The sequence below is a fragment of the Mycobacterium sp. IS-1556 genome (genome assembly GCF_001499985.1).
Taxonomy (GTDB): Bacteria; Actinomycetota; Actinomycetes; order Mycobacteriales; family Mycobacteriaceae; genus Mycobacterium.
The window spans coordinates 532,032-557,697 of record NZ_LQIM01000012.1; the positions used below are offsets into that span (position 1 = coordinate 532,032).

The window sequence follows — 25,666 nt, forward strand, 5'->3', positions numbered from 1 at the left end:
GATCACTCCTCACCGAATCGATCGACGAGATGGGAGTTGACGCCGTCGGCGTCGAGTCGACGGGCGACGAGGTAGCCGGCGCCCATCCATGCGCGTCGTGTCCAGTTGCCGAATGACACCCGGGTGCCGGGCGCCCCCGCCGCGGCGGGCATCATCTTCACCCGCTCCAGCGCTTCTTTCACCCCTCGGGGACTCAACGGATGAGCGTCGGCGCAGGCGCGAAGCAACGCGGTCGCGACATCGCAGTTCACCACCGGCACGCAATATTCGGGGCGGCGACCGAACTTCAGTTGGTACTTGTCGAGGAAGCGCTGGCCGACTGGGTTTCCCTCGTCGTACTGGTCGACACCGGTCCAGCCCATGAACGCGTTCCACATGATCGGGTTGATCCACGCGTTCTGGAACGCGGTGCTTGTGAACCGCGGCGGATCCCAACCGAGTTCCTCAAGTGCGGGATTGACGAAGACGATGCCGAAGCCGAATCCGGCGTGCACGATGGCCTGAGCTTTGGCCTCGTGAAGCGTCCGCACCGCCTCGGACACATCCTGCGCGGTCTGCGCGATCGCGGCTTCGGCGACGATGCGAATGCCCTTACCGCGACATGCTTTTCGGAAGTTCTTCACATACGTCTCGCCGACCAGCGACTGTTCCATGAGGACACCGACCTCGACGTGCCCGCCCTTGGCGAGCAGATCCGCCCAGAAGATCGGTTCGTCGGTCAGCGACCCCTGCGGGAACGAGAAGGTCCACTCGCCGAGCCACGCGTCGCTGCCCGTCACGCTGAGCGCCGGCACCTTGAACCGCTCCTCGATCGCCTCCCGCGTCGGAACACAGTTGTCTGTGATGTGTGGGCCGAAGACTGCGAGACATCCCTCGTCGACGAGCTCGCCGTATGCGTCGATGACCGCCTTGACCGACCCCTTCGGCAGTCCTTCGACTTCCCTGTAGATGATCTGGATCGGCCGGTCGATCACGCCCTCTTCGACGGCTTCTCCGAAGATCAGCTCGAAGGGGTTCGACAGATCCTCCTTCATCTCCTGCGGATACAGGTCCGGGAGTTTGAAGTCCATCAGGTAGCCGAACTTGATCGGCTCTGCGCTGCTCTCGTACGACATGCAACCTCCGTTGGCGTGCAGCTCCGCGGTGCCGAGATGAAACCTAAAATTTGTTCAGACACTATCGAGGCAGCGCCTCAGCGTCAATCACCGAGCTTCGGACTGTTCGCCGAGGTAGACGTCGATCATCTCGACAAGTCCGCGCGCCACAGTTGAATCGTCGGTCAGCGGCCCCGCTATCGCGGCCCGCGCGGCATCATGCGGGCTCAGTCCGGCCGCGATCAGCCGGCCCGCAGCGATCAGCACGCGCGTGGAGGCCACTTCCCGCAATCCCCCGGTTTCCAACCGTCGGATCGCCTGACCGAGTCGTACCAGTTCCGCCGCGCGTTCGTGGTCGATACCGGCCTCGGTGGCGAGGATCTTCTCCTCGACGTCAGGCGCGGGAAAGCCGAACTCGATGGCGACCATCCGCTGGCGCGTCGAGTCCTTGAGGTCTTTGAGCACGCTCTGATATCCGGGGTTGTACGAAACCACCAGGCAGAAGCCCGGAGCGGCGGCCAAGGTGACACCCAACCGCTCGATCGGGAGCTGGCGGCGGTGATCGGCCAGCGGATGGAGCACGACCGTGGTGTCCTGCCGAGCTTCCACCACTTCGTCGAGGTAACAGATCGCACCTTCGCGAACCGCATGCGTCAGCGGGCCGTCCACCCATTCGGTCTCACCGCCACGCAACAGGAAGCGGCCCACGAGGTCCGCGGTGGTCAGGTCGTCGTGGCACGCGACGGTGACGAGGGGCCGATCCAGATCGTGGGCCATCGCCTCGACGAACCGGGTCTTACCGCAACCTGTGGGGCCCTTCAATACGACGGACAGCCCCTGGTGGTACGCGGCCTTGAAGACCTGTTCCTCGTTCGCGACGGGCACGTAGTACGGCCTGGCCGGACTCGGTGTGGGATTCACCGGCATCGTTTCCTCCTCGCGACGCTTCGCAGGCAATGTAGCGCGGAACAGAAGTTTGGTTCAAGGCGGGCGCACGGTCACGCGGCCCGCCGGCGGAGATCAGCGGTGCGCAACGCCGCGCGGAACAATGGTCCGATCACCTCCGCGAGTTGTCTCGGTTTGGGAATCGACGCGTGTGCGGCGCTGCCGAAAACCTTGCGAAGCTCGCCTGTGTCGGTGGCCGCGCCGATGGTCAGGCACAGACAACCGATGCCCTGCCGCCGCGCTTCGGCAAGCGCACGACGTGCGTCGGCGGCGCCGTACACCCGTTCGTATCCGTGGTCGTAGGCCAGTCCGTCGGACAGCACGACGAGCAGGCGGCGTTTGGTGCCCGCCTTGTCGGCGATCACCGAGGTGCCGTGGCGGATCGCCGCGCCCAGCCTGGAATACGCTCCCGGCTCTAAGCCCTGCAGTCGCTGCATCACCCGTGCGTTCATCGGGTCGTCAAATCCCTTGACCGGCATCAGATTCACCGAAGCACGGCCCTGCGACCGGAATGCGTAGAGCGCGACGCGGTCGCCGAGTTCGTGCAGCGCGATGGTCAGCGCGGCCGCGGCTGCCCGCTGTTGCTCGTGAATGTTCTCGCCGAACGTACCGGCTTCGCCTGCAGAACCAGACACGTCGAGCAGGACGAGTACGGCGAGATCACGACGGCGGCGCAGGCTGTCGACGTAGACGGCCTCGTCAGGGGCTGAGCCGGCCAGCAATTCGACCCTGGCCTCGACCGCCGCGTCGACGTCGATGTCGTCGCCCTGCGCCTGGCGGTGACATCTGTCGAGCCCGATTCCCAACCGGGTCAACGGCCGCCGCAGTGCGTGCACGTCGGGGCGCGGTAGGGCTTTGAGGCCGTCGGCGAGTGGTTCGATCTCGTGCACGGTGCACCAGTCACGCCGATATCGCTTACGGCGTACGTCCCATTCGGGATAGCTGTGCCCGCCAGTCCCGTTGTCTCCGGCGTCCACGGAATCCGACAACGCGGCCGCCACCGAGGTCACCGCGCCCGAGCCACGTATGCCCTTCGCCGACCGGTGGGTCGGCGTGTCCGCACCCGGTGGGCCGCCGCCACTGAGCTGGCGGACACGGCTCATCATGCGCTGCAACAACTTTCCCGCTACTCCGCCTCCGCCGACCGGACTGGAGAACGGATCCATCACGTCCTGACCGTCTTCGGCGGCCTCGTCGAGTTCGGCCAGCTCCTTGCGCGCCTCTTTGCGGGGCACGTGCGCGGTGTGCGCCTCGGCATGAGACGCCGGCGTGGCCAACAGCCTGCGTGCCTTGATGGCACCAAAACTTATGGGCGGATCGGCGATTCCGGTGTCCTCTGCCGCAAGGGCCAGCGACGCCTCCGGAGAGTCGGAGCGTGTCGCGGTCTCGAAGTCGATCAGCCGGCGCACGGACCGCGGCAGCAGTTCGTCGTTGGCCGACAGGGCGCGCTGGGCCTCGAACGCGAGATACCTCCGCGCCAGGGCTGTGCGTCGAACAAGCTTGCGCACCAGAGCCGGTTCGAGGCTGCCGCCCGCCAGAAGGCAGGCCTGAACTGCCACCGATTCGAGTTGTTCGGAAGGGCTCGCCGCACCGTCGAGGAAGATCGTGACGCCGTCGGTCCAAGCGCGTTCGCCGCGTTCGCCATCGGCGACCGCGACGGTGCGGCCGGCCAGTGCGGACGCCAGCAGCGCGAGCCGATGCGGGCCGCCGTCGGCCGTTGCCGCTGCCTGTTCCACGCCACACCCTTCTTGACCAAATATCTGTTCCACCGTAGAGTCCGGCATCACCGCCAGTCAATGACCGGAGGATCGATTGATCGACTTCGACGGCCAGGTCGCCGTGGTGACCGGCGCAGGCCGTGGCCTCGGCCGCGTCTACGCGCTCGAGCTAGCAAGGCGCGGAGCGTCAGTCGTGGTCAACGATGTGGGCGGCACCATGGCCGGTGAGGGCGAGGACAACACGGTCGCGGATCAGGTCGTCGACGAAATCACGGCTGAGGGCGGGGCGGCCGTCGCGTCACACGACTCGGTGGACAGCGCAGAAGGCGGCGAAGCGATCGTGCGTACTGCCGTGGAATCGTTCGGCCGGCTCGATGCGGTGATCAGCAATGCCGGAATCTTCAACGCCATCCCGTTCGACGAACTGACACCCCATGACTGGCGGCGCATGCTGCGGGTCCATCTCGATGGCGGCTTCTACCTCGCCCAGCCCGCCTACCGGAAGATGAAGGCGCAGGGCTACGGCCGGTTCGTGTTCATCGCGTCGTCGGCGGGCCTGTTCGGGCAGCACCTGGAAGCGCACTACGCCGCAGCCAAGGCCGGGATCGTGGGCCTGGCCAACGTGATCGCGCTCGAAGGCGAACCACATGGGATCCGGGCGAACACCGTGTTGCCCTTCGGCCTCTCGCGGATGGTCACCGAAACGCTCGGCGATCCGAAAGCCCTTGAGGACAACGGGTTCTTCGCGGCCATCCGGCCCGAACTGGTAGCGCCCATCGTGGTGTTCCTCGCCAGCCGGGCATGCGACTTCGGCCACCAGAATTTCTCGGCATGTGCGGGCCGGTTCGCCCGGGTGTTCGTCGGGTTGAGCGATGGTTGGCTGGCACCGCGGGACACCTATCCGACGGCCGACGACATCGCCGAGCATTTTGCGCAAGTGGCCGCAACGGAGCCGTTCACCATCCCCGGATCGATCTACGACGAAGTCTTCGCGGTCACCCGGCGCCTTAACATTACCTAACCTTTGTTCCGTCTGATCTGGGCGATCGGCGAGAACCAGGTCGACAACCCTGCGCAACCGATCTACCGGGGCTTTTACTATGCACACGGCTGGGCGTCGGCCGAACTTCTGGTAGCGTCTACCAAACATCTGGTCAGGGCGACCAAACAGATGACGGGAGACGGTTCCTTGGAGGTGCTGTGGGGCGTCCACGCGTGACGCCGAAGGCCGACCTCGCCGTTCACGCCGGCCACTCGTACGACGACGGGACCCGCCGTACCGAGATCCTGCACACCGCGGCGTCTCTGATCGCCACCTCCGGCCTGCGGACATCGCTTCAGGAGATCGCCGATGCCGCAGGCATCCTGCCGGGCAGTCTCTACCACCATTTCGAGTCCAAGGAAGCGATCCTCGTCGAATTGCTCAGGCGCTACCACGCCGACTTGGACCGCATCGCGGAACAGGCGCAGCGCCGACTGGACGATCCGACGTCGCTGTCCGCGTTCGACCGCCTCGTCGACCTCGGTGCGGCGATTGCGCAGTGCGCGGTGACCCACCGTGCGGCGCTGCAGATGACATTCTACGAGGGACCGTCGTCCAATCCCGAACTGACCGCACTGGCGCAGCAGCGCCCGACCGCGATTCTGCAGGCGATGCTGCAGACGCTGCGCGCTGCGAGATGGAGCGGGTATGTCCGGGCCGACGTGGACCTGCCGGTGCTCGCCGACCGCATAGTCCAGACGATGCTGCAGGTCGGCCTCGACGTCATACGGCACAAGGCAAGTGCGGACAGGGCGGCCACTCTGCTGTGTCGGATCCTGCTGGAGGGTCTGGCCACGACACCCATTACCGACGCGGCGTTGGACGCCTCCCCCGCCTTCGTCGCGGCCGATGAGGTCGTGCGGTCCTGGGAAGGACTCGACGACCCCGACGACAAGGGTGCACACATCCGCGCCGTGGCCAGGGCGGAGTTCGGACGCAGGGGCTATGAGGTCACCACGATCAGAGACATCGCCTCGGCGGCGGGGCTGGGCACCGGCACGGTCTACCGGCTGATCGGGTCGAAAGACCAGCTGTTGGTCTCGATCATGCGGTCGTTCGGTGAACGGGTCGCCCAGGGCTGGACAAGCGTGCTCGGCTCGAGTTCCTCCCCCGTCGAGAAGATCGATGCGCTGTCGTGGATCAACACCAACGTGCTGGACCGCTTCGGGGACGAGTTCCGCATCCAGTTGGCGTGGATGCGTCAGTCACCACCGGATACGCCCAATCCCGGCTGGCTCTTCACGAAACGCGTCAAGCAGATGAAAGCGCTTCTCGCCGAAGGGATCCACTCGGGCGAGATCAAAATCGACAGCCCGTCGAACGAGATGCTCGCCCGCGCGGTGATCGGCGTCGGGTGGATTCCGGAGAACATCCTGCACGACCTCGGGACGCGCGCATCCCAGGTTCACATCCGCGACACGCTGTTGCGGGGAGTGACCAACCGCGACAACTGATCAGCCGACGATCATCGGGAGCTTGCCCCAGCCCCGCACACTCGAGGTGTGCGCCATCGCGGCATTCTCGTAGTCGACCTCCCACTCGGGCCACCGGCTGAGCAGTTCTTCCAGTGCGACTCTGGCCTGCATGCGGGCCAGAGAGGAGCCCAGGCAGAAATGCAAACCCTGTCCGAACGACAGATGTGGCCCGGTGCGGTGAATGTCGAAGCTCTCACCATCGCGGTAGTGCCGCTCGTCCCGGTTGGCCGATCCGTTGAGCAGCAACATGATCGAGCCTTCGGCAATCGGCTGCCCGCGGCATACGGTGTCGCGGGCGACATAGCGTGCCTGCACCGGCGAGGGCGCCTGGTACCGCAGCACCTCTTCGATGGCCCCGGGAATCAGGGAACGGTCGTCGACGAGTTCGCGTCGCTGTTCGGGATGCTCGGCGAGTACTTGGGCGATGAATCCGATCAGCCGGGTCGTCGTTTCGTTGCCGGCACCGGCGATCATGCTGGTATAGGTCAGGACTTCGATGCGGGTCAACGGTCGCAGCTGTCCGTCCTCCTCGATCTGCGCATTGAGCAACTGGGTCATCAGATCGTCGGATGGATGCTCGGCACGCCACTCGATGTAGTCGGCGAAAAGCTGGTACGAATTCTCGAAGGTCGCCGCCGACACCGACCGGAAGCTACCTTCCTTCAGCCCGATCGACGCATCTGTGTTGTCCCGGATCTGCTGCTGCCCTTCTTCGGGTATGCCCAGGAGATAACCGATAGTCCGCATCGGGATCAACGCGCCGAAATCCGAGATGACATCGAACCGTGAGGAGCCGGCCAGTGCATCAAGCGCCCGGACACAGAACTGACGGGTCAGCGGCTCGATGGCCTCCATCCGGCGGGGCGTGAAAACCTTGGACAGCACCCGCCGATGGAGATCGTGAAGCGGCGGGTCTTCGAAGAGGATGACGCCGGGCGGCACTTCGACGCCGCTCATGATGACGTCCATCGTGGTGCCCCTGCCGGACCGGTAGGTGTCCCAGTTGTGAAGCTCGCGCGCGACGTCCTCGTAGCGACTCAACGCATAGAAGTTGTATTTCTCGTTGTGGTAGAGCGGCGCTTCGTCCCGCATCCGCTTCCAGATCGGGTACGGATCGTCGTCGATCGCGAAATCGAACGGGTCGTAATACAGGTCGACGGTGTGTGCGCCGGTCATCGGGTCATCCCTCGGGTCGGCATATCCAGATCTCCTTTGTGAATCAATCGAATGCGTGGCGCGGCAGGGTGTCCGGTAGGTCCAATGAGCTCAGCAGGCCCGAGGGAGCCGCAACGACATAGGGAATGGCATTGACCACCCGCATCGCGGTGGCGGTCATCGCCGCGTGGCCCGCGGCGTGCCCCTGCCCCGCCCCCACATTCATCGCGCAGTGAATGTCGGGATCGCCCTCGATGTCGACGCGGTATGTCGCGTCGAACTCCGAAGCGAGCCAGTCCGGCGCGACGTCGCGTGCCATCCGGATGATGTGCTCGACGACGATGGCCTCCCGGCCGTTGACCACTCCGGCCGCCCGGGTGCTGACTGCGCCGCAGGTGCCCGCCTTGATCGTGCCGAAGGCCACCTCGATGTCACGATGGGTGCGGCGGCGGTCCAGTGTTCCCCGGACCTCCTCGACCTCGACACCCAGTCCCGCGGCCATCAGGCAGATCGGCGCTCGCCATGCCATTTCGATGAAACCCGGTGTCTTCAACAGCGGTTCGAAGTCGAGCGGGCGACCGAAGCCCATGCCGTTCATCATCACGTCGGCCACTGGATAGTGATCGTTGAGCGCGACCTCGGTGACCTTGAGGCAGCGGATCTTCTTCGACTGAGTCGCAAGCGACAGCGCGAGCTCGTCGGAGCCGAAGCCAGGGAAGATGCCCGACGCATAGAACGACGCATCACCCGTCCTGGCCGCATCTTCCATCTGGGCACGCCACTCGGGCGAGTAGTACGCCGGCGGGTACACCAGGCTGGTCGACGACGTCGACACGACGTTGATCCCCGCTTCGAGCAAGTTCAGATAATCGGGCACGGCTCCCGCGTCGCGTTCGGGGCCGCTGGCGGCGTACACCACACAGTCGGGCCGCAGCGCGATGAGCGCCGCCCGGTCGTTGGTGGCTGTCACTCCGATCGGGTCGATACCGGCGAGCACGCCCGCGTCTTTGCCGAGTTTCGTCTCCGAATGCACCCACACCCCAACGAGTTCCAGGTCGGGTCTGCCGCGGATCGCGTCGATGGCGATCGAGCCGACGCCGCCCGTCGACCAGACCACGGTTCGCAGCGGAGATGTCACAGATCCTCCTCTCGGTCACGCACGCTCGGACGCCATCACAGCGCGTTCCAGGTACGGCCACGCGACATCGGGTGGGACACCGCCGCAGAGCGGCAGAAGCGGCAGTGGCTTGCCGCCCCGGACGTACGCGGCGGCCTCGTCGATGGTGAAGATCCGGTAGGGGCCCTGTGGATCCCGCAGTGCGGCGACGGTGTCGGCTCGCGAGATGCTGGCCACCGAGTCGTCGCCGTGTCGGTATGACGCCGCCGTCACCGCGTCGTGCAGCAGATGTGGTCCGAGCTCAGCCCAGGCGGCATCCACATCGTCGGCGACGAATACCGTTGTGGGCGCACCAGGTTCCGGAAACTGAATGATGCCCGGCTCGTGCCCGTTGGCGCGGCACTCTGCTTCATAAAGCTCCTTCAGTGCCGACGACGCGGTCTGCGCGATGAAGCCCAGCCCGTGCCTCGCGGCGCGCCGCGCTGCGGCTTTGCTGCCGCCGGCGACGAGCATGAGCGGACCACCGACCGTGACGGGTGCTGGTGTGACGTGTATACGCCTGCCGCCACGGTCGACCGGCTCACCCGCGAGCAGCAGGCGAAGAAGCGCCAGCGACTCATCGGCCACCTTGCCGCGCCCGGCCATGTCGACGCCGAAATGCTCGTATTCCTCGGTGCGGTGTCCGATGCCGAAGGCATACGACACACGGCCCTTGCTGATGATGTCCAGGACGCTGATCTCCTCCGCCAGCCGGACCGGGTCCCAGAACGTGATCGGCACCGCCGCGAGCAGGATCGCAAGCTGCCGGGTGCGGGCGGCGATCGCCGATGCGAGGATGAGCGGGACCGGCAGGTGGCCGTCGTCGGCGCCATGATGCTCGGACAACACCGCGATCAGCGCACCGCGCGTCTCCGTCCACGCGCACATGTCGATGGCCGCTGCGTACAGGTCGCTCACGGCTGCGCCGCTGGCTGGCGCGCGCATGTCTAACCGCAAGGTGAACATCAGCGCTGAATCATGACCGGAGGGCTCACTTCGACCGACTATAACCTAATTTTTGTTCTCTCTTGATGATAATAGTGAATGCTATTCTAAGCTGGCGTACTCAGCTCGGTCGACCTACCGTTGACCATCCCGCGGCACGCGGTCAACCCACGCGGGTCAGCGTGAACGGCATCTCGATGTCGAGCACCTTGTTGAATCCGCAGGCGCCACTGGGACCCTCGGTCTTGTCCCACCCGACGTACTTGTTGGGGTCCTGCGGATAATCCAGCCAGAACACCCACGCCTGTTTGCCCGGGTAGGCCGTACCGTCGATGCACGGCTCCCAGTCCGGGACCGTCCTGCTGACCTTCCACCGGCCGCTCATGTACACCAGATCCGCGCTCCAGCCCTGATCGCTCTCGACCCGACCGGTGCAATCCTGATACGTCGTACACGTCGAGGTGATGGTCCACGTCTGCGTGACGCTTGCCTCGTCGTGACGCGAATCGTTGGTCTTCGCCCACCGGCCGTCGGAGAACGCGGTGAAGACGCCGTTGATCGCGACCTCGTTCTGCGCCTGCGCGGGGGGCGCGAAGTGGACGGCCGCGATGATCGTCGCCGCGATCGTCAACGCCCGGATCACTGTGCGCCTCCCTCGTAGATCAGCTCCTGCCACGACTTCGGGGTCTGCACGAGATCGGTTTGGCGGCCGACGTTTCCGTCCGGTGTCGCATACCGGCCGGTCTGCGGATCGTAGTGCGCGATGGCGACGGACGGACTCTCCGCCGGACCGGTGGTGGCAGAACTCGGGGTCGCGGGCACCGCCCCCGGCGGGGGCGCCGACCCGTCCGCCGGCTGCGGGCCCTGCGCCGGCGGCCCGTGTGGAGTCGCAGGCTGCGGTGCAGTCGCGTTGGCACCTTGCTGGTCCACCTCCCGAGACACCAGGGGCGGGATGGCGTTCGGCGGCAGCGACGGCATCTGTGCACCGGACGCCAGCGGCGGAGGCGGGATCGGCGGCAGCGGACCTCTCGGGACGGCGCCGGGCGGAAGTGGCGTGCCCTCGAGCGGGGCGAAGAGGTTTTCGTCCGCCCTGACCCGATCGTCGGGAAGCACGCCCTGTGCGATGAGGTTCGGATCGATCGGATACGCACCCAGAGAGTGCTGCCGCATTGCGAGCGGTTCGTAAGGCTTGTCGCTGTAGCACAGCTCGACGGTGGGCGCCCGCTTACCGGGAACCCCCATGCACGGCGCGTTGCGCGCACCCCGGACGACGATCGGCGAGTCCTGAGGCAGCTTGCAATACAGCCCGTCTGGCGTGTCGATCGTGGTCTGGTCGTCGGGGCTACGCCACTCCGAGGGCGGCAGGAATCCGACGGTACACGGATTGGGGTCGGCCATCTGAATACGGAAGTCGCCCAACGCGATACCGGTGGGATTGTTTTGGGGAGCGGACGACTGCACGTTTGCCACGAACGGCGGTAGCAGCACGAGCACCTGTTCGAGCGAGGGCCGATAAGTCACTGCCACCTGACCGATGGTGGTCATGTTGGCCAACAGCACCGGCAGGGTCGGCTTGATCTGCTCGAGCAGTCCGGAGGCCTCGTTCGCGGCGGCGGGGCCCTCCTCCAGCAGTGTGCGGATCTGCGCGTCGTCGGCCACGACCTGCCCGGTGATACCGGCAAGGCTGGAGGCCCACAGACGGAGCGCGTCGGTCGAGCGGGCCTGCGAATCCAGCAGGGGCACGGAGTCTTCGGCCAACGTCGCCGAGCGGGACGCGTCCTCGTTCAGGGCCTCAGAGAGCGTGGCCGACGAATCCACCAGTGAACCCATGTCGAAACCGGCCCCATTGAACGCTTTATACGATTCGTCGATCAACTCCGTCAAGCGGCCCTTGGGAATGCTCGCGATCAAGGTGTTCACCTCCTCCAGCATCGGGCTCACCGGCTGCGGAATCGTGGTGTCGGCCATCGGGATCACCGATCCGTCTTCCAGATACGGTGGAGAGTCGGTGCGCGGAAGCAGTTCGACGTACTGCTCGCCGACGGCTGACACACTGCGCACTTCGGCCTGCAGATCGGCCGGGATCCTGGGTGACGTGTCGAGCCGCAGCGTCGCGGTGGCCCGGGTGCGGGACACGTCCATCTCGGTCACCTTGCCGACCTGCACACCGCGATAGGTGACGTTGGCGAATCGGTAGAGACCGCCGGACGAGGGCAACTCCAGTGTGACGGTGATCTTCCCGATGCCCAGCAGGGTGGGCACCTGCATGTAGGCGAACACCATCGCGACGACGCCGATGATCGACGCGATCGAGAAGATCACGAGCTGGATGCGCACCATCCGCGGGAGCATTAGCCACCACCCGCCGGTTCCCACGGCGCGGGCGCGGCATTGGGGATCGGACCGAATGGCGGCGAGGTACCAACGCCCAGAGGGAATTTGGTGTAGTACGCGTCGTATCCGGGGTCACCCGGCGCGGGGATCAACGATGCACGGTCCTGTCCGAGTGCGGTGCCGAGCAGCAGTCCACGCTTGAGCCGCGGATTCGTCCAGTCGACGGTGACGAAGAGGTTCACGTAATCCCCGCGCACCCCGCGGTCGATCAAGTTCTGGGTCAACGGAAACGTCGGCAGCCACGCCAGCGCCGTGTCGATCTCGGCGCCCACGTCGGCGAGTGCGCGCAGCGTCGGCTCCAGGTTCTTCAGATTCGTCACGAGGTCGGCCTGCGTGTCGTTGATCAGGCCGGAGACCGTGTCGCTGAACTGCCCCAATCGATTCAGTGCGGTGGTGAAGTTGGGCCGTTCGCGGATCAGGACGTCGAGCGCGGGCGGGATCTTGTCGAGCGCCCGGGTGAGCACCTCCTGTTCATCACCCAACCGCTGCGAGAACCTGTCCAGTTCGTCGATGGTGGCGATGATGTTCTCGCGCTGTTGGTAGAGGGTCCCGACGAAGGTGTCCAGCCGGGCGATCAGGTCGCGCACGGTTCCCTGGCGTCCCGACAGCGCGGTGTTGAAATTGGCGATGATGTCGCCGATCTGGCCCAGTCCCCCGCCGTTGACCACCGCCGCCAGTGACGACAGCGTCCGTTCCGTCGACGGGTAGGTCGACGTCTTGTCCAGACCGATGGTGGCGCCCGGACGGAGCCTGCCACTCGGCTTTTCACCCGGCGGCGGGTCCAGCGCCACGTGCATGGAGCCCAGGAGGCTGGTCTGGCCGACCGTGGCGACGGCATTGGCGGGCACCGCGACGTCGGGCTTGACCGAGATCTCGAGGTCGATGTGCCAGCCGTGCAACGTCATCCTGCCCACGCTGCCGACCACGACGTCGTCGATCATCACGGGCGAATTCGATTCCAGCGTCCCGACGTTGGCGAGTTCGACGTGGTAGACGTGGGCGTCCGGCCCTCGGCCCACTGCGCCCGGCAGCGGCAGCGAGTTCACCCCTTGGAACGAGCACCCGGTGAGCGTCAGCAGGAGTGTCAGCCCCGTGGCCACCGTACGACGGCCGATCATGAGGGTCCCCCGCCGTGTGGAACGGGGGGCGCCCCCGCCGGCTGTGCCGGCGAGTTCGACGGCGCCGGAGGTGCCTGCGGGTCGGGCCGCTCCGCGGGCAGCAGCATGTCCTGCAAGGACGGCGGACCGGGCGATGCGGGTGCAGCGAGTGGTGCGGGCGGGATGCCCGGCGGTGGCGGGGGTGTTCCCCAACCCGGTGGCGGCGGTACGTCGCCGATTCCCGTGTAGGCAGATACCGCGGGCGGGGGCTCCGGCTGGTCGTCGGGCGGCCCACCCGCGCCGGGCATCAACTCCGGTTCCGAATACCGCAGCATGTACGGCGGTGGGTTCGACGTCAGGAACAGGCTGAACGGGAACGGCACGTTGTTGATGCTCGCCGTGCGCAGGCCGGGCCCGAGGTACTGCGCGCACAGCTTGCCGGTGGTCGGCGAGGTGACGTTTTGCAGTGCTCCGATCATGCCGCAGATGGCCCACACCGGATCCGACAGGTTGTTGAGCACGAACACGCCGCTGGCGGCGCCGGTGCGGGGGTCGAACATGTTGACCGCGTTGGCAATCGAGTGCGGCGCGATGTGCAGGACGTTTTCCAACGCCATGCGGTTGTCGACGAGGTTCTGGGTGACGTTGGCCAGTCGTTGGATCTGTTCGGCGGTCTGGTCGCGCGTGCCCCGGATGAATCGGGTGGTCTCGCCGACGACCTCGGACAGGTTCTTCAACGCGGCGTCGAGATCGGATCGGCTGTCGTCGACGACGCTGGTCAACGTCGCAAACCTGTCCTGGAACTGCACGATCTGCTCGTTGCTGTCCCGCAGCGCGGTGACGAACGCCTGCAGGTGGTTGATGGTGTCGACGATGTTGCCGCTCCCGTCGGCGAGTATGCGACCGACGCCGGACAGCTGCGCGAGCGTTTGGCGCAGTTTGTCGCCGTTGCCGTCGAGCGCGTTGGCCGCGCTGTCGATGAACCGCCCGACCGACCCGGTCGACATACCCTCCGCGGGCCCCAGATCGGTCGCCAGGCGCATCAGCTGTTCTTTGACTTCGTTCCACTCGACCGGAACGGCTGTGCGCTCCAACGGAATAACGGCACCGTCGAACATCACCGGACCCGACTCGTAGGCGGGCGTCAGCTGGACGTACCGCGCCGAGACCAGGTTCTGGGCGACGATCACCGCCTTGGCATCGGCCGGCACCTTGACGCCGTGGTCGACGGCCAGCCTCATCTCCGCCTCTGTGCCGACCGGTTTGATCGACTCGATCGAACCCACCTTGACACCGGCGATCCTCACCTCGTCACCGGGATAGATCGCGGTGGCGGTGGTGAAGTGAGCGGTGATGGTCGTGGGCCGGAACACGGTCTGCCGGATCAGGACCACGACCCCACCGACGAGGGCCACGGCCAACACGGCCGCCAGCGCGCGCTTCACCCAGATGTTGTTCATCGTCCCGGCCCCCACTGCTCGTGAGGCATCGGAATTCCGTTGTAAGGAAACGGAAGCTCGGCGCGCGGTCCGGCGTTGTCGGGTGGCTGGCCGGCGTTGACCCCGCGCCGGAACCCGAACGCGTAATCGAAGAACGGCTGGAAAATCTGGCCGAAGAGGATGTTGGGGACGTAGGCCTGGTAGTACGGGCCGTTACCGATCGTCTCGCCCAACGTGGTCTGGAACTTCGCCAGCCCGGGCAGCGCCTTGGCGATGTTGTCGCGATTCTTTTCCAGGACCTCGGTTACGCCGTTGAGCTTCTCCAACGTGGGGGCGAGCTCCTTCTCGTTGTCGGCGATGAGACCGGACAGCTGCTGGGACAGCGCCGAAGTGTGCGCGAGCAGTTCGACGATGGCGTAGCGCCGTGCCGACAACACCGACACCAGGTCGTTGGCGTTGAGGATCAGTGTGTTCACCTGCTGGCTGCGGTCCGACAGGATCTCGGTGACATCGGCGCCGTTTTCGAGCAAGTCCCCCAGCGTTTCGTCCCGGTCGTTGATCGCCTTGGACAGCCGGGTCAGCCCGTCGAACGCGGGGCCAAGTTGCGGCGCCACCTGGTCCAGGGTCGCCGACAAGGTGTCCAACGACTGGTTCAACGACGCGGTGTCGGTGCCCGCGGTGTTGCTCGTCAGCTCGCTGACCGCCTCGGTCAGCGAGTACGGGGATGCGGTGCGCGACACGGGGATCACATCCATCGGATGCAGCGACCCCTCGCCCTTGGACTCCAGGGTCAGGACCCGCTCGCCCAGCAAGGTGCCGGTACGGATGTGCGCGGTCGTGGCCGATCCCAACGACACCGACCCGTCGACCTCCATCGTCACCAGGGCGTTGCGCCCTTCCAGCGCGACGCTGGAGACGGTGCCCACCTTGATTCCCGAGATCGTCACGTCGTTGCCCACTGCCAGCCCGCCGGCGTCGGAGAACTGCGCCTGATACCGCACCGCTGTCGCCCATGACACCAGCCGTTCCGGAGCGAGCCCGACGGCGATGACGAGGACGATCAGCACCACGCCGAGGACCCCGGCGCGGATGAGTTGTCTGCCACGGTATTTCAGCATCAGGGCTCGGCACACCTCCCGGTTTCCTGTTTGAGCCATGGGAATACGGCAGTGCGGCCCTGCAGGTCGGTCACCCGCCACTTGAGTTCGCAGATGTAGTAGTTGAAGAAGCTTCCGTACGACCCCGTGCGGATCAGTTTGCGGTAGTTCTCGGGTGCTTTCTGCAGGCTCGTGTCAAGCCGGTCCTTCTGGAAGTCAAGGTTGGTGGCCAGCCGGGCGAGTTCGTCGACTGTGCCGGCCAGCGGTGCGCGCGCATCGCTGAGGAGGTCGACCACCGATGCCGATCCGTTGTTCAGTGATTCGATCGCGTTGCCGATCGGATCGCGTTCGGCGGCAAGCTCCGTGACGAGTTTCTCCAGGCGGTCGATCGTTCCCGAGAATTTGTCCCCTTCGCGATTCAGGGTCGCAAGCAGGGTGCGCAGATTGTCGATCAGCGCCTGAATCGTCCGGTTGTGCTCGGCGAGAGCCGTGGTGAAGCCGGAGGTGTTGTTCAGCAGCGACTGCAGGGTGCCGCCCTGCCCCTGGAATATCTGGATCAGCGACGCCGACAAGGCATTCACGTCTTCCGGATTCAGTCCCCGGATGACGGGTTTGAGCCCGCCCAGGAGGAGGTCGAGATCGAGCGCGCCCTGCGTGCGCTCCCGCGGAATCTGAGAACCGGGCGGAAGAGGCGTTCCGTCCGGTCCCTCGATCAGTTCCAGGTATCGGTCCCCGACCAGGTTCAGGTACCGCACCGCCGCCCGTGTGCCCGTGGTCATGCGTACATTCGGGTCGGCGTCGAATCTGACGAGCACCGTCTTGTCCGGACGTAGCTTGACGCTGTTGACCGTGCCCACCCGCATCCCGGCCACCCGCACGGACTGGCCCGCCTTCAGACGGGAAGCGTCGGCGAACACTGCCGAATAGTCCTTCGTGCTCCCGGTTTGGTACTGGCCGAAAATGAAGAACAGCGACGCGGTCAGCATCGTCATCACGACCGCGAATATCCCGAACTTGACCAGGGTCGGCCGCAGCGAACGCCTCATCCGGGCATTCCGATCTGTGCTGTATTGCGGGGTGGGCCAGCGGTTTCGGTGTCGGGGAACATGATCTGCTTGATGATGTCGGCGTTGAGGACGATGCCCGGGTAGGTGCGTCGCCACGGATTGGTTCCGGTGTCGGCCACGACATACGGTGCGGCGGTTTCGAACGGCAGCTTCGGCAGTCCGGTGCACTGTGGACCGCCTTCGGCGCCGGCCTTGGGCAGGTCCAAGGGATAGCGGTACCGCTCCTGGGCCCACAGGAACCCGGCCAGCACCTCGACGCCTGGTGGCTTCAGCGGTGGCCGGTGCGACGACTCGACCATGCCGGCCAGCGCGCACCACAGCGCCTGGTTGTACTCGTTGGTCAATGCGGTGGTCGGGACCAGCAGCCGCACGACCTCCGTCAGCGCCTGCCGGTTCTGGCCGATCACCTCGTTGCCGACGTCGGCCAACCCGATGACGCTGACCAGCGCCGCGTCCAGATCGTCTTGTTTGTCGACGATGGAGTCGCTGATGCGTGCCGCGTTGTCGGCGATCGCCACGAAATCCCCTGTGGCGTCGGCGTATGCACGCAGCACGTCCGGAGCGAGTTCGAGATCGCGATTGAGCGCAGGCAGGCTGGGTTCGAGCGTCGCGAGGTAGGAATCCAGATCGGAGAGCATCTGGCCGAACTTCTGCCCGCGACCGGATACGGCCTGCGCGATCGCGCCGAGGGTGGCGTTGAGCTTCGCCGGTTCGATTGTGGACAGCACCGAGGTCAGTTGTTCAAAGATGGTGTTGATCTCGACCATCACGTGCTGGGCCTCGATCACCTGACCGGCGTGCAGCGATTGCGGCGATGGGTTGTCGGGGAAGACGAACTGCACTTGCTTCGCGCCGAAGACCGTCGGCGACGCGATGTCCACCAGCGCATTAGCCGGGATGGCGCTGAGCCGCGAGGGATCCATCGCGAGATGGATTGCGGCCTGACCGCCCGGCAATTCTTCGATCGAGGTGACTCTGCCGACCTGGACACCCCGAACTTCAACCTTCGCATCCGGATTCATCACAAGGCCCGCACGCGCGGAGATGACCGTCACCGGCACGCTGTCAGAGAAGCCGCCCCGAAAGAGGTTCGCCGCCAACACGAACACCGCGACGGCCAAGACGAGGGACACCAGCCCGACGAGTGGACGCAGCAGCTGCCGACTCACCGAACGACCCCGGTTTCGCGCCCGAGGCGCTCGGAACCGCACCACGCCGCTCGGTATGACAATCCCGTTTTCCCCCCAGCATGCAATCGAGGACGGTGCAGGACTTTACGCCGGAACATATCTTTGGGTCAATCGCTCCCGAGTGGAGGTGGTCAACGCCTGGACTGCCCTGCCTCCTTCCGTCGACCGCGAACCGCGAAGAATGTTTGCTGTGCAAGCATGCCACACACTTCGACACTGCTCAAGGCCGAAAAATGGGACATCATGGTGTTTTCTGTCTCACGCGTGCAACGCTAGTGCCCGACGCGTCAACGCCCGGGGATATCAGAGCATAGCGGAACAAGAATTAGGCTCCGCTGCAACTCGGCCGCCAACAATGGTTGGTTGCGAGCCTCGAACCGCCGACCCAGCGCCCCAATGATCATGCCGCGAGCACGCCCGACGGCAGGGGTAAATGGCAATTTTTATGACAATAGAGACGGTCAGTATCAAAAGCGCCAGCCGCCGCGGCTTAGCCGACAGCGCGACAAGCGTTGTCGCGCACGTCAAAAGCGCGTTCTGAGGAGACTGTCGAAGCGCCGCTACTCGGGCAGGCGCAGCTCGGGTTTCTCGACCTCTTCAATATTGACGTCTTTGAAAGTGATCACACGCACCTGCTTGACGAAGCGCGCGGGTCGATACATGTCCCACACCCAGGCATCGGCCAGCCGCAGCTCGAAGTACACCTCGCCCTCGGAGTTACGCGGCACCACCTCGACGCTGTTGGCGAGATAAAACCGCCGCTCGGTCTCCACCACATAGCTGAACTGACCGACGATGTCCTTGTATTCGCGGTAGAGCGAGAGCTCCATCTCGGTTTCATACTTCTCGAGATCTTCGGCACTCATCAGCTCAGCTGTCCTTCATGTCGGTCACGGCGCTCTCACTGGCCCTATTGTCCCCTACCCCACTTCACCGCGCTGATCCGGTGCGCAGTCATCGACCAGCTCGGTGACGACCCTGATACCGCCGGCCGTTGCCACCCGGCGCACGTTGATGAACGAGTACCGATGCTGCGCGCACGGCCCCAGCTCCGCGAGTGCCGCGCCGTGGGCCGGGGTGCTGTAGCCCTTGTGATCGGCGAAGCCGTAGCCCGGATGCTCGGCCTCCATCTTGACCATCAACCGGTCGCGGCTCACCTTGGCCAGCACACTGGCCGCCGCTATACAGGCCGCGGCCGCGTCGCCACCGACCACGGGCAGCGAGGGTGCCGGCAGGCCGGGCACGCGGAACCCGTCGGAGAGCACGTAACCGGGCCGCACCGACAGACCCGCGACCGCCCGGCGCATGCCCTCGATGTTGGCCACGTGCACGCCGCGCCGGTCCACCTCCGCGGCGGGGATGAACACCACGTGATAGGCCAGCGCGTACCGGCGGATCAGCGGGAACAGCCGCTCGCGTTCCTTCTCGTTGAGTCTCTTCGAGTCATCGAGGGCGGCCAGGCTCTCGAGCCGGTTAGGACCGAGCACGCAGGCCGCCACCACGAGCGGTCCAGCGCACGCTCCGCGACCCACCTCGTCGACGCCTGCGACCGGCCCCAGGCCGCTGCGATACAGCGCCGATTCCAGGGTGCGCAGGCCCGAGGATTTGCGGATCACCGTGCGCGGTGGCCATGTCGCCGGCAAGAACACCCTCTCCTATGCGTCCTACTGCGTCTTGGCGGTCACGTCTGCGGGTTCACGCTGCCCACGCCGCCCCACCGGGACGGGGGCCAGGCGATGAACCGTGCCTTCCCGATCACATTGTCCACCGGGACGGTGCCTGCCATCGGGTCGCCCGTGCACAGCACCCCCTTCTGGACGTCGGCCGGAATGTTGGAGCAGTGCGCGCGCGAATCGGCCGAGTGGGTGCGGTTGTCGCCCATCACCCACAACCGGTCCTCGGGCACCGTCACGGGCCCGAACTCACTGCCCAGACACGGGTAGACCGCAGGGTCGGCCCGCATCGTCTCGGGGTCCAGGTACGGCTCGTCGAGCCTCTCGCCGTCGACGGTCAGCCCGGTCGCGGCGCGGCATGCGACGGTCTGTCCGCCCACCGCGATGACCCGCTTGACGAGATCGTTCTCGTCCGGCGGAACGAAGCCGATGAACGACAACGCGTTCTGCACCCATCGCACAGCGGTGTTGTCCGAGCGGATCGACTGGTAGTTGATGTTCCAGTTCGGCGGACCCTTGAACACGATCACGTCGCCGGGTTCGGGGGACGAGAACCGGTAGGTCAGCTTGTCCACCATGATCCGGTCACCGGTACAACCCGCGCACCCGTGCAGGGTGGGTTCCATCGACTCGGACGGAATCAGGTAGGGCCGCGCGACGAACGTCAGCATGACGTAGTACAGGACCAGCGCGATCGTGATGAGGATCGCGAATTCGCGCAGCGCGCCGCCCTTCTTCTTCTCGGGCTTGTCCGTGTCGGGCGCTGAAGCGGTGTCCTCGGGCGGGCGCTCGGCTGACGACTCGTCGGACTTCGGGGAACCGGTCACCGCATCAGGGTAGCCAGCGCGGTGCTCGGCACCGCGCGGCTCGCGCTGCATGGATCAGCCCCCGATGCCGACGGCCGACTCGCAAGTCAGCGCTTTTCCTTGATTTTCGCCTTCTTGCCGCGCAGCTCACGCAGGTAGTAGAGCTTGGCGCGACGGACGTCGCCGCGGGTCACGACATCGATGTGATCGATGTTGGGTGAATGCACCGGAAAGGTTCGCTCCACGCCGACGCCGTAGCTCTCCTTGCGCACCGTGAACGTCTCCCGGACACCGCCGCCCTGGCGACGCAGAACAACGCCCTTGAAGACCTGGATGCGCTCCTTGGAGCCCTCGATGACCTTGACGTGCACGTTGACGGTGTCGCCGGGGCCGAATTCCGGGATGTCGTCGCGCAGCGATGTCTGATCGACGAAGTCCAGCGTGTTCATCGGTGACACTTCCTTGCGGTTGGCGGCTGCGGGCGCTGCCGTCACGATGGACGTCGTGACATAAGACTGCCGAGCCGATCTGATCGGGCGTATCGGGGTGTATCTCGCAGCGGGCGGAACTAGGCCGTTCCCGGGTCCTGCACAGACAACTGCTCAATTGTGCCAGATGGGGTCGAATCCGGAGAAATCGAGCGGCATCGGCGTTCCGAAGAGAGCGCATTTGCGTGCGCGGGCGGCGCGGATCCGAACCGGTTAGGCTGGTTTCGCGGGGCTGATCGCTGGTGATGACCCTGAGAATCCTCGTCCACTGCACCGTGAGGAGGGCCATGCGGCGTCGGCCGTCAAGGCTGGTGAGGGTGGCTGCAACCATCGTCATCGCGGTACCGGTCGTCGCGGGTTGTGAGGCCAAGGTGTACGGGACACCGCCCGAACGAGCGGCGCCCTATGCGACCGTCGTCGTTCCGCAGGGCAAGTTGGCACCGCTGCCAGAGGCCCCACCCGACGAGCCCGCCGCATCGTTCACCGGCCTGCAGTTCCGGGTGCAGCAGGCTACCGTCGAGGCCGCCGGGGCCGGCGCCGACATCTCGGTCACGGTCCTTGACCGCAACACCGGCCAACTCGTCTCGAATGGGAACGACGAGGCGATGCCCATCGCCTCGGTGGTGAAGCTGTTCATCGCCGACGACCTGCTGCTGCATGTGTCGCGGGGGAAGGCCGAACTCTCCCCCGACGACTGGCGGGCGTTCGAGGCGATGTTGCGGTCCTCGGACGACAGCGCGGCCGAGGTCTTCTGGAACCGCGGCGGCGGCAGCGTGATGGTGTCGCGGGTCATCGCGCGGTACGGCCTGAAGGCGACGAGGACGCCCTACAACGGGCGGTGGTTCAACACGTTGAGCACGACCCGTGATCTCGTTCGGTACTACGACAAGCTGCTCTCGGGCAGCGGCGGGTTGCCTGAGGACAAAGCCGACATCATCCTGTCGAACCTGGCGGCGTCCACACCGACGGCACCCGACGGCACCGTGCCCGGTGGCGTCTACCCGCAGCGGTTCGGCATCCCCGAGGGTCTCTACGCCGACCGGGTGGCGGTCAAGCAGGGGTGGTTCTGCTGCTGGAACGGCGGCAACTGGGTGCACTGGTCCACCGGAGCGGTCGGCGGCGACCGTCGATATGTGATGGCGATCGCCTCGATGCAGCCCGCCGACGACGTGACCGCGCGCAACACGATCACCCAAGCGGTCAAGACCATGTTCCCCGGCGGGCGGATCTAGTCGGTGCGGTCCAGGAGCTCCGGTCGACGTTGCCGGGTGCGTTGCAACCCTTGTTCTCGCCGCCATGCCGCGACCTTCGCATGGTCGCCCGACAACAGGACGTCGGGCACATCGAGGCCGCGCCAGCTCGGCGGCCGGGTATAGCTCGGCGCCTCCAGCACTCCGTGCGAGTGCGAATCATCCTGATGCGACGCGGGATTGCCCAGCACACCGGGTAGTAACCGGACGATCGCCTCGATCATCACCAGCGCCGCCGACTCGCCGCCGGGCAGCACGTAGTCGCCGATCGACACCTCCGCGACGCGCATGCGGCGCGCCGCATCCTCGACGACCCGTTGATCGATCCCCTCGTACCGACCGCACGCGAACACGACATGCTTCTCACCAGCCCATGCCTGTGCGTCGGCCTGCCGAAACAGCCGCCCGGCCGGCGTAGGCACCACGAGAAGCGTTTCGTCCGAACAGATCTCGTCGAGCGCATCGCCCCACACGGGGGCCTTCATCACCATTCCCGGCCCGCCGCCGTAGGGGGCGTCGTCGACCGAATGATGTACATCATGGGTCCAGCGGCGCAGGTCATGCACGGCAAGCTCCACGATGCCCGATTCGATCGCCTTGCCGGGCAACGACTGTCGTAGCGGGTCGAGGTAGGCCGGAAATATCGTCACGACATCAATGCGCACGGTCAGATCTCCAGCAGGCCCTCGGGGGGATCGATCTCGATGAGCTGTTCGGTCAGCGAAACCGCCGTCACGATCGCGCTGACGAACGGGACCAGCACCTCGCGTTCGGCGCTGCGCACCGCGAGCAGTTCACCCGCCGCGGTGTGCAACACCTCCGCCACGGTACCGATGTCGTCGCCGGCGGCGGTGCGCACGTGCAAACCTTCGAGTTGATGGTCGTAGTACTCGTCGGGGTCTTCGATGGGCGGAAGCTCTCGCGAATCGACGACGAACAACATGCCGCGCAGCGCGTCGGCGGCGTCCCGGTCGGCGACGCCGTTCAACCGCACCAGCAGCCGACCGCCGTGCGCGCGCGCTGACTCGACGACATAGTCGCGCTCGGCTCCGCCCTTGGTGGGGCGGCCGCGAAGTGACGCACCGGGCGCGAAGCGCGCGTCGGGATCGTCGGTGCGGACGTCCACCACCACCTCACCGGTGATGCCGTGCGCTTTGACGATGCGCCCGACAACGAGGTCCATGTCGGATTACTGGTCGGTGTCCACCACGTCGACGCGGATACCGCGACCGCCGATGCCGGCGACCAGCGTGCGGAGCGCGGTCGCGGTGCGTCCACCTCGCCCGATCACCTTGCCGAGGTCGTCGGGATGCACATGCACCTCGACCGTGCGTCCGCGCCGGTTGGTCACCATGTCGACGCGGACGTCGTCGGGGTTGTCGACGATTCCGCGGACCAGGTGTTCGACGGCGTCGACGACGACAGAACTCACGGCCGGGCTCAGCTCTCGCGGGTGCTGGCGTCGGCGCCTTCGGCGGCCGCTTCGGACTCGTCCTTGGCACCCGACGGATCGGCCGTCGCCTCGGCCTCGACGGCCTTCTGATCAGCCTCGTCGCCGGCCTTTTCGGCAGCCTTTTTGGCGGGCGCCTTCTTCTTCTTGGGCTGGGTGGCCTCGGTACTCGGGCCGCCCTCGGCCTCGGCCAACGCTGCGTTGAACAGGTCGAGCTTGCTGGGCTTGGGCTCCTTGACCTTCAGCGTGCCCTCGGCGCCGGGCAGACCCTTGAACTTCTGCCAGTCACCGGTGATCTTCAGCAGCGCGAGCACGGGTTCGGTGGGCTGGGCACCGACGCCGAGCCAGTATTGGGCCCGCTCCGAGTCGATCTCGATGAGGCTGGGCTCTTCCTTCGGGTGATACCGGCCGATGACCTCGATCGCCCGGCCCTGACGGCGGGTGCGCGCGTCGGCGACGGCGATGCGGTACTGGGGGTTGCGGATCTTGCCAAGCCGAGTGAGCTTGATCTTTACAGCCATGGTTGTGCTACTTCTCCTGTGATTGCCACGCTGCAATTCAGCGATCGAGACGGGTTGCCTCGGCCCGGTTTTGCCTTGCGTGTGTGACCGCCGCAGAGCCGGAGTCCTGCGGTAGACAGCCGCCCATTGTGCCAGAACCGGTCCTACCGGCAAAAATCCCGCATTGTCGGCCCCGCCGTGCTTGTTGCGGCGTTGACGAGTTGATCCCAAGCACCAGGTGGGGGCAATCAACCCGTCAAGGCCTCCGATGGCGGCCGCGTGCGCGCCCGGTCCGGGCGCTCAGAGCAGCTTGTCGAAGCACTTCTCCTCGACCCGTCTGCTCATCCGCCAACCGTCGGCGGTGCGCACGAACTCGTCGACGTACCAGATCCCGACGAAGTAGATCTGGCCCTCCCCGCCCATCACCATCGGGTTGAAGCAGACGGCGCGCGAGGACGCGGTGTCGCCGGCCGGATCGTAGGAGACGCGTACGTCGACGTTGCCGAGCATGTGGTAGTACGCCGGAAAGTTCGGCAGCACCTCCTTAAGCCAAGCCTTCACCTCCGGGTAGCGGCCGTCGATTCCTCCGGTGACGCGGTAGTCGATGTAGGCGTCGGCGGTGAACACCCGGTCGAGGTCGTCGAATCGCTTCTGATCGATCGCCGTGGAGTAGTCGATCAGCAGTTGCTGTATTTCCAAGCGATCCGAAATCTCCTCGAGGCTCAACATGCGTCGATTGAACACGACTAGGCTGCCTGCCCATGCGGAAGCTGTTGATCTGCTTGATGACCTTGCTGAGCCTGGCCGTCGGGGGGACCGCCGTCGCCACCGCCGCTCCTATCGGGGTCACTCAACCGTCGGGATCGGTGCCGATTCCCGACGGGCCCGCCCAGGCGTGGGTGCTCGCCGACATGGACAGTGGCGCCGTGCTGGCCGCGCGCGACGAGTACGGCCAGTACGCGCCCGCAAGCACGATCAAGGTGCTGCTGGCGCTGACGGTGCTCGACGAATTGCCTCTCGACGCCACTGTGGTCGCGAACGAGGCCGACACCCAAGTCGAATGCAACTGCGCGGGCGTGACGCCCGGCATGGTCTACACCGCGCGCCAGCTGCTGGAGGCGCTGCTGCTGGTGTCGGGCAACGACGCGGCGAATACGTTGGCCACCATGCTCGGCGGCCACGACGTCGCCATCACCAAGATGAACGCCAAGGCCGCGTTGCTCGGCGCGCACGGCACCAACGTGGGCTCGCCGTCGGGACTCGACGGCCCCGGTATCGACATGTGGTCGTCGCCGCACGACCTGGCGGTCATCTTCCGCGCCGCGATGGCCAATCCGGTGTTCGCCTCGATCACCGCCCAGCCCACCGCGGTCTTTCCCACCGAGGCCGGCGACAAGGTCCTGGTCAACCAGGACGAACTGCTCAAGCGGTATCCGGGCACGCTCGGCGGCAAGACGGGATTCACCGATCGCGCACAGAAGACCTTCGTCGGCGCCGCCGAACGCAACGGCCGCCGACTGGTCGTCGCGTTGATGTACGGGATGGACAAGCCCGGCCAGCCGACATACTGGGATCAGGCCGCGAGCCTGTTCGACTGGGGTTTTGCGCTCAATCCGGGAGCCAGCATCGGCACGCTGTGACCGCGCCCGTGAGTTGCTGAATCGCAACCGATCCGAGACCGGGAC

The 25,666-nt window shown here is 65.9% G+C and carries 26 protein-coding genes; 4 read left to right on the forward strand and 22 right to left on the reverse strand.

What is annotated here, in order from left to right; all coding sequences use genetic code 11:
- Positions 1-2: 2 nt before the first annotated feature.
- From AU187_RS12020 to AU187_RS12030, 3 genes are all read right to left on the reverse strand, one after another.
- On the reverse strand, positions 3-1,115 hold the full coding sequence (locus AU187_RS12020) for an ABC transporter substrate-binding protein (protein WP_059166751.1): 1,113 nt from the start codon (positions 1,113-1,115) through the stop codon (positions 3-5).
- 87 nt (positions 1,116-1,202) lie between these two features.
- Complete coding sequence (locus AU187_RS12025; RefSeq protein ID WP_059166752.1) at positions 1,203-2,021, reverse strand: CbbQ/NirQ/NorQ/GpvN family protein; 819 nt, start codon at positions 2,019-2,021, stop codon at positions 1,203-1,205.
- Positions 2,022-2,092: 71 nt separating this feature from the next.
- Positions 2,093-3,823, reverse strand: coding sequence for a VWA domain-containing protein (locus tag AU187_RS12030; protein ID WP_082691813.1), 1,731 nt, complete (start codon positions 3,821-3,823; stop codon positions 2,093-2,095).
- Positions 3,824-3,851: 28 nt separating this feature from the next.
- On the opposite strand from AU187_RS12030, the gene AU187_RS12035 reads away from it, so the two are divergent.
- Positions 3,852-4,778: an SDR family NAD(P)-dependent oxidoreductase gene (locus AU187_RS12035; protein ID WP_059166754.1), complete on the forward strand. Its 927-nt coding sequence runs from the start codon at positions 3,852-3,854 to the stop codon at positions 4,776-4,778.
- A 179-nt stretch (positions 4,779-4,957) separates the two neighbouring features.
- Complete coding sequence (locus AU187_RS12045; RefSeq protein WP_059166756.1) at positions 4,958-6,253, forward strand: TetR/AcrR family transcriptional regulator; 1,296 nt, start codon at positions 4,958-4,960, stop codon at positions 6,251-6,253.
- Here the strand turns inward: AU187_RS12045 and AU187_RS12050 are convergent, their stop codons facing one another.
- The 14 genes from AU187_RS12050 to rplS all read right to left on the reverse strand — a co-directional run bounded on the left by AU187_RS12050 (position 6,254) and on the right by rplS (position 20,742).
- Complete coding sequence (locus AU187_RS12050) at positions 6,254-7,450, reverse strand: cytochrome P450 (RefSeq protein WP_059166757.1); 1,197 nt, start codon at positions 7,448-7,450, stop codon at positions 6,254-6,256.
- Positions 7,451-7,493: 43 nt separating this feature from the next.
- On the reverse strand, positions 7,494-8,567 hold the full coding sequence (locus tag AU187_RS12055; RefSeq protein WP_059166758.1) for an NAD(P)H-dependent amine dehydrogenase family protein: 1,074 nt from the start codon (positions 8,565-8,567) through the stop codon (positions 7,494-7,496).
- 15 nt (positions 8,568-8,582) lie between these two features.
- Positions 8,583-9,551, reverse strand: coding sequence for an LLM class flavin-dependent oxidoreductase (locus AU187_RS12060; protein ID WP_059166759.1), 969 nt, complete (start codon positions 9,549-9,551; stop codon positions 8,583-8,585).
- 142 nt (positions 9,552-9,693) lie between these two features.
- Positions 9,694-10,173: an Rv2253/PknI dimerization domain-containing protein gene (locus AU187_RS12065; protein WP_059166760.1), complete on the reverse strand. Its 480-nt coding sequence runs from the start codon at positions 10,171-10,173 to the stop codon at positions 9,694-9,696.
- A complete protein-coding gene (locus tag AU187_RS12070) occupies positions 10,170-11,882 on the reverse strand; it encodes an MCE family protein (RefSeq protein ID WP_059166761.1) in 1,713 nt (570 codons plus the stop codon). The genes AU187_RS12065 and AU187_RS12070 overlap by 4 nt, the downstream gene beginning before the upstream one ends.
- Positions 11,882-13,042 (reverse strand): MCE family protein, encoded by a 1,161-nt coding sequence (locus tag AU187_RS12075; RefSeq protein WP_059166762.1) that lies wholly within the window; start codon positions 13,040-13,042, stop codon positions 11,882-11,884. The genes AU187_RS12070 and AU187_RS12075 overlap by 1 nt, the downstream gene beginning before the upstream one ends.
- Positions 13,039-14,481 carry an MCE family protein gene (locus AU187_RS12080; protein WP_059166782.1) on the reverse strand — a complete coding sequence of 481 codons (1,443 nt, stop codon included), beginning with the start codon at positions 14,479-14,481 and terminating at the stop codon, positions 13,039-13,041. The genes AU187_RS12075 and AU187_RS12080 overlap by 4 nt, the downstream gene beginning before the upstream one ends.
- Complete coding sequence (locus tag AU187_RS12085) at positions 14,478-15,578, reverse strand: MCE family protein (RefSeq protein ID WP_059166763.1); 1,101 nt, start codon at positions 15,576-15,578, stop codon at positions 14,478-14,480. The genes AU187_RS12080 and AU187_RS12085 overlap by 4 nt, the downstream gene beginning before the upstream one ends.
- A complete protein-coding gene (locus AU187_RS12090; RefSeq protein ID WP_059166764.1) occupies positions 15,578-16,603 on the reverse strand; it encodes an MCE family protein in 1,026 nt (341 codons plus the stop codon). The genes AU187_RS12085 and AU187_RS12090 overlap by 1 nt, the downstream gene beginning before the upstream one ends.
- Positions 16,600-17,793 carry an MCE family protein gene (locus tag AU187_RS12095; RefSeq protein ID WP_502687749.1) on the reverse strand — a complete coding sequence of 398 codons (1,194 nt, stop codon included), beginning with the start codon at positions 17,791-17,793 and terminating at the stop codon, positions 16,600-16,602. The genes AU187_RS12090 and AU187_RS12095 overlap by 4 nt, the downstream gene beginning before the upstream one ends.
- Before the next feature lie 581 nt (positions 17,794-18,374).
- Positions 18,375-18,680 (reverse strand): DUF2469 domain-containing protein, encoded by a 306-nt coding sequence (locus AU187_RS12100; RefSeq protein ID WP_059099649.1) that lies wholly within the window; start codon positions 18,678-18,680, stop codon positions 18,375-18,377.
- A gap of 54 nt (positions 18,681-18,734) precedes the next feature.
- Positions 18,735-19,457 carry a ribonuclease HII gene (locus AU187_RS12105; protein WP_059166784.1) on the reverse strand — a complete coding sequence of 241 codons (723 nt, stop codon included), beginning with the start codon at positions 19,455-19,457 and terminating at the stop codon, positions 18,735-18,737.
- Between the two features lie 38 nt (positions 19,458-19,495).
- Complete coding sequence (gene lepB, locus AU187_RS12110) at positions 19,496-20,365, reverse strand: signal peptidase I (protein WP_059166765.1); 870 nt, start codon at positions 20,363-20,365, stop codon at positions 19,496-19,498.
- A gap of 35 nt (positions 20,366-20,400) precedes the next feature.
- The gene (gene rplS, locus AU187_RS12115; protein ID WP_059100101.1) at positions 20,401-20,742 is read right to left on the reverse strand and encodes a 50S ribosomal protein L19; all 342 of its coding nucleotides are present in this window, start codon (positions 20,740-20,742) and stop codon (positions 20,401-20,403) included.
- 326 nt (positions 20,743-21,068) lie between these two features.
- Between rplS and AU187_RS12120 the strand changes: the two genes are divergently transcribed.
- Positions 21,069-22,013: a serine hydrolase gene (locus AU187_RS12120; RefSeq protein ID WP_059166766.1), complete on the forward strand. Its 945-nt coding sequence runs from the start codon at positions 21,069-21,071 to the stop codon at positions 22,011-22,013.
- Here AU187_RS12120 and trmD read toward each other — a convergent pair.
- The 5 genes from trmD to AU187_RS12145 form a co-directional block, all read right to left on the reverse strand.
- Positions 22,010-22,696 (reverse strand): tRNA (guanosine(37)-N1)-methyltransferase TrmD, encoded by a 687-nt coding sequence (trmD, locus tag AU187_RS12125; protein WP_059099646.1) that lies wholly within the window; start codon positions 22,694-22,696, stop codon positions 22,010-22,012. The genes AU187_RS12120 and trmD overlap by 4 nt on opposite strands.
- A 2-nt stretch (positions 22,697-22,698) precedes the next feature.
- Complete coding sequence (gene rimM, locus AU187_RS12130) at positions 22,699-23,214, reverse strand: ribosome maturation factor RimM (RefSeq protein WP_059166767.1); 516 nt, start codon at positions 23,212-23,214, stop codon at positions 22,699-22,701.
- A 6-nt stretch (positions 23,215-23,220) separates the two neighbouring features.
- A complete protein-coding gene (locus AU187_RS12135; RefSeq protein ID WP_003928628.1) occupies positions 23,221-23,463 on the reverse strand; it encodes an RNA-binding protein in 243 nt (80 codons plus the stop codon).
- Between the two features lie 8 nt (positions 23,464-23,471).
- Entirely contained in the window at positions 23,472-24,002 is a 531-nt protein-coding gene (gene rpsP, locus AU187_RS12140) for a 30S ribosomal protein S16 (protein ID WP_059099644.1), read from the reverse strand.
- A 279-nt stretch (positions 24,003-24,281) separates the two neighbouring features.
- Positions 24,282-24,710, reverse strand: a complete 429-nt coding sequence (locus AU187_RS12145) for a nuclear transport factor 2 family protein (RefSeq protein WP_059099643.1) — start codon at positions 24,708-24,710, stop codon at positions 24,282-24,284.
- Between the two features lie 32 nt (positions 24,711-24,742).
- Between AU187_RS12145 and AU187_RS12150 the strand changes: the two genes are divergently transcribed.
- On the forward strand, positions 24,743-25,621 hold the full coding sequence (locus tag AU187_RS12150) for a D-alanyl-D-alanine carboxypeptidase family protein (RefSeq protein ID WP_059099642.1): 879 nt from the start codon (positions 24,743-24,745) through the stop codon (positions 25,619-25,621).
- Positions 25,622-25,666 lie beyond the last annotated feature (45 nt).

Coding starts and splice junctions, on each gene's coding strand:
- AU187_RS12020 (WP_059166751.1), bottom strand. CDS start 1,115: ATGTCGTACGAGAGCAGCGCAGAGCCGATCAAGTTCGGCTACCTGATG.
- AU187_RS12025 (WP_059166752.1), bottom strand. CDS start 2,021: ATGCCGGTGAATCCCACACCGAGTCCGGCCAGGCCGTACTACGTGCCC.
- AU187_RS12030 (WP_082691813.1), bottom strand. CDS start 3,823: ATGCCGGACTCTACGGTGGAACAGATATTTGGTCAAGAAGGGTGTGGC.
- AU187_RS12050 (WP_059166757.1), bottom strand. CDS start 7,450: ATGACCGGCGCACACACCGTCGACCTGTATTACGACCCGTTCGATTTC.
- AU187_RS12060 (WP_059166759.1), bottom strand. CDS start 9,551: ATGTTCACCTTGCGGTTAGACATGCGCGCGCCAGCCAGCGGCGCAGCC.
- AU187_RS12070 (WP_059166761.1), bottom strand. CDS start 11,882: ATGCTCCCGCGGATGGTGCGCATCCAGCTCGTGATCTTCTCGATCGCG.
- AU187_RS12075 (WP_059166762.1), bottom strand. CDS start 13,042: ATGATCGGCCGTCGTACGGTGGCCACGGGGCTGACACTCCTGCTGACG.
- AU187_RS12080 (WP_059166782.1), bottom strand. CDS start 14,481: ATGAACAACATCTGGGTGAAGCGCGCGCTGGCGGCCGTGTTGGCCGTG.
- AU187_RS12085 (WP_059166763.1), bottom strand. CDS start 15,578: ATGCTGAAATACCGTGGCAGACAACTCATCCGCGCCGGGGTCCTCGGC.
- AU187_RS12090 (WP_059166764.1), bottom strand. CDS start 16,603: ATGAGGCGTTCGCTGCGGCCGACCCTGGTCAAGTTCGGGATATTCGCG.
- AU187_RS12100 (WP_059099649.1), bottom strand. CDS start 18,680: ATGAGTGCCGAAGATCTCGAGAAGTATGAAACCGAGATGGAGCTCTCG.
- lepB (WP_059166765.1), bottom strand. CDS start 20,365: ATGCAGCGCGAGCCGCGCGGTGCCGAGCACCGCGCTGGCTACCCTGAT.
- rplS (WP_059100101.1), bottom strand. CDS start 20,742: ATGAACACGCTGGACTTCGTCGATCAGACATCGCTGCGCGACGACATC.
- AU187_RS12120 (WP_059166766.1), top strand. CDS start 21,069: ATGCGGCGTCGGCCGTCAAGGCTGGTGAGGGTGGCTGCAACCATCGTC.
- rimM (WP_059166767.1), bottom strand. CDS start 23,214: ATGGACCTCGTTGTCGGGCGCATCGTCAAAGCGCACGGCATCACCGGT.
- rpsP (WP_059099644.1), bottom strand. CDS start 24,002: ATGGCTGTAAAGATCAAGCTCACTCGGCTTGGCAAGATCCGCAACCCC.
- AU187_RS12145 (WP_059099643.1), bottom strand. CDS start 24,710: ATGTTGAGCCTCGAGGAGATTTCGGATCGCTTGGAAATACAGCAACTG.
- AU187_RS12150 (WP_059099642.1), top strand. CDS start 24,743: ATGCGGAAGCTGTTGATCTGCTTGATGACCTTGCTGAGCCTGGCCGTC.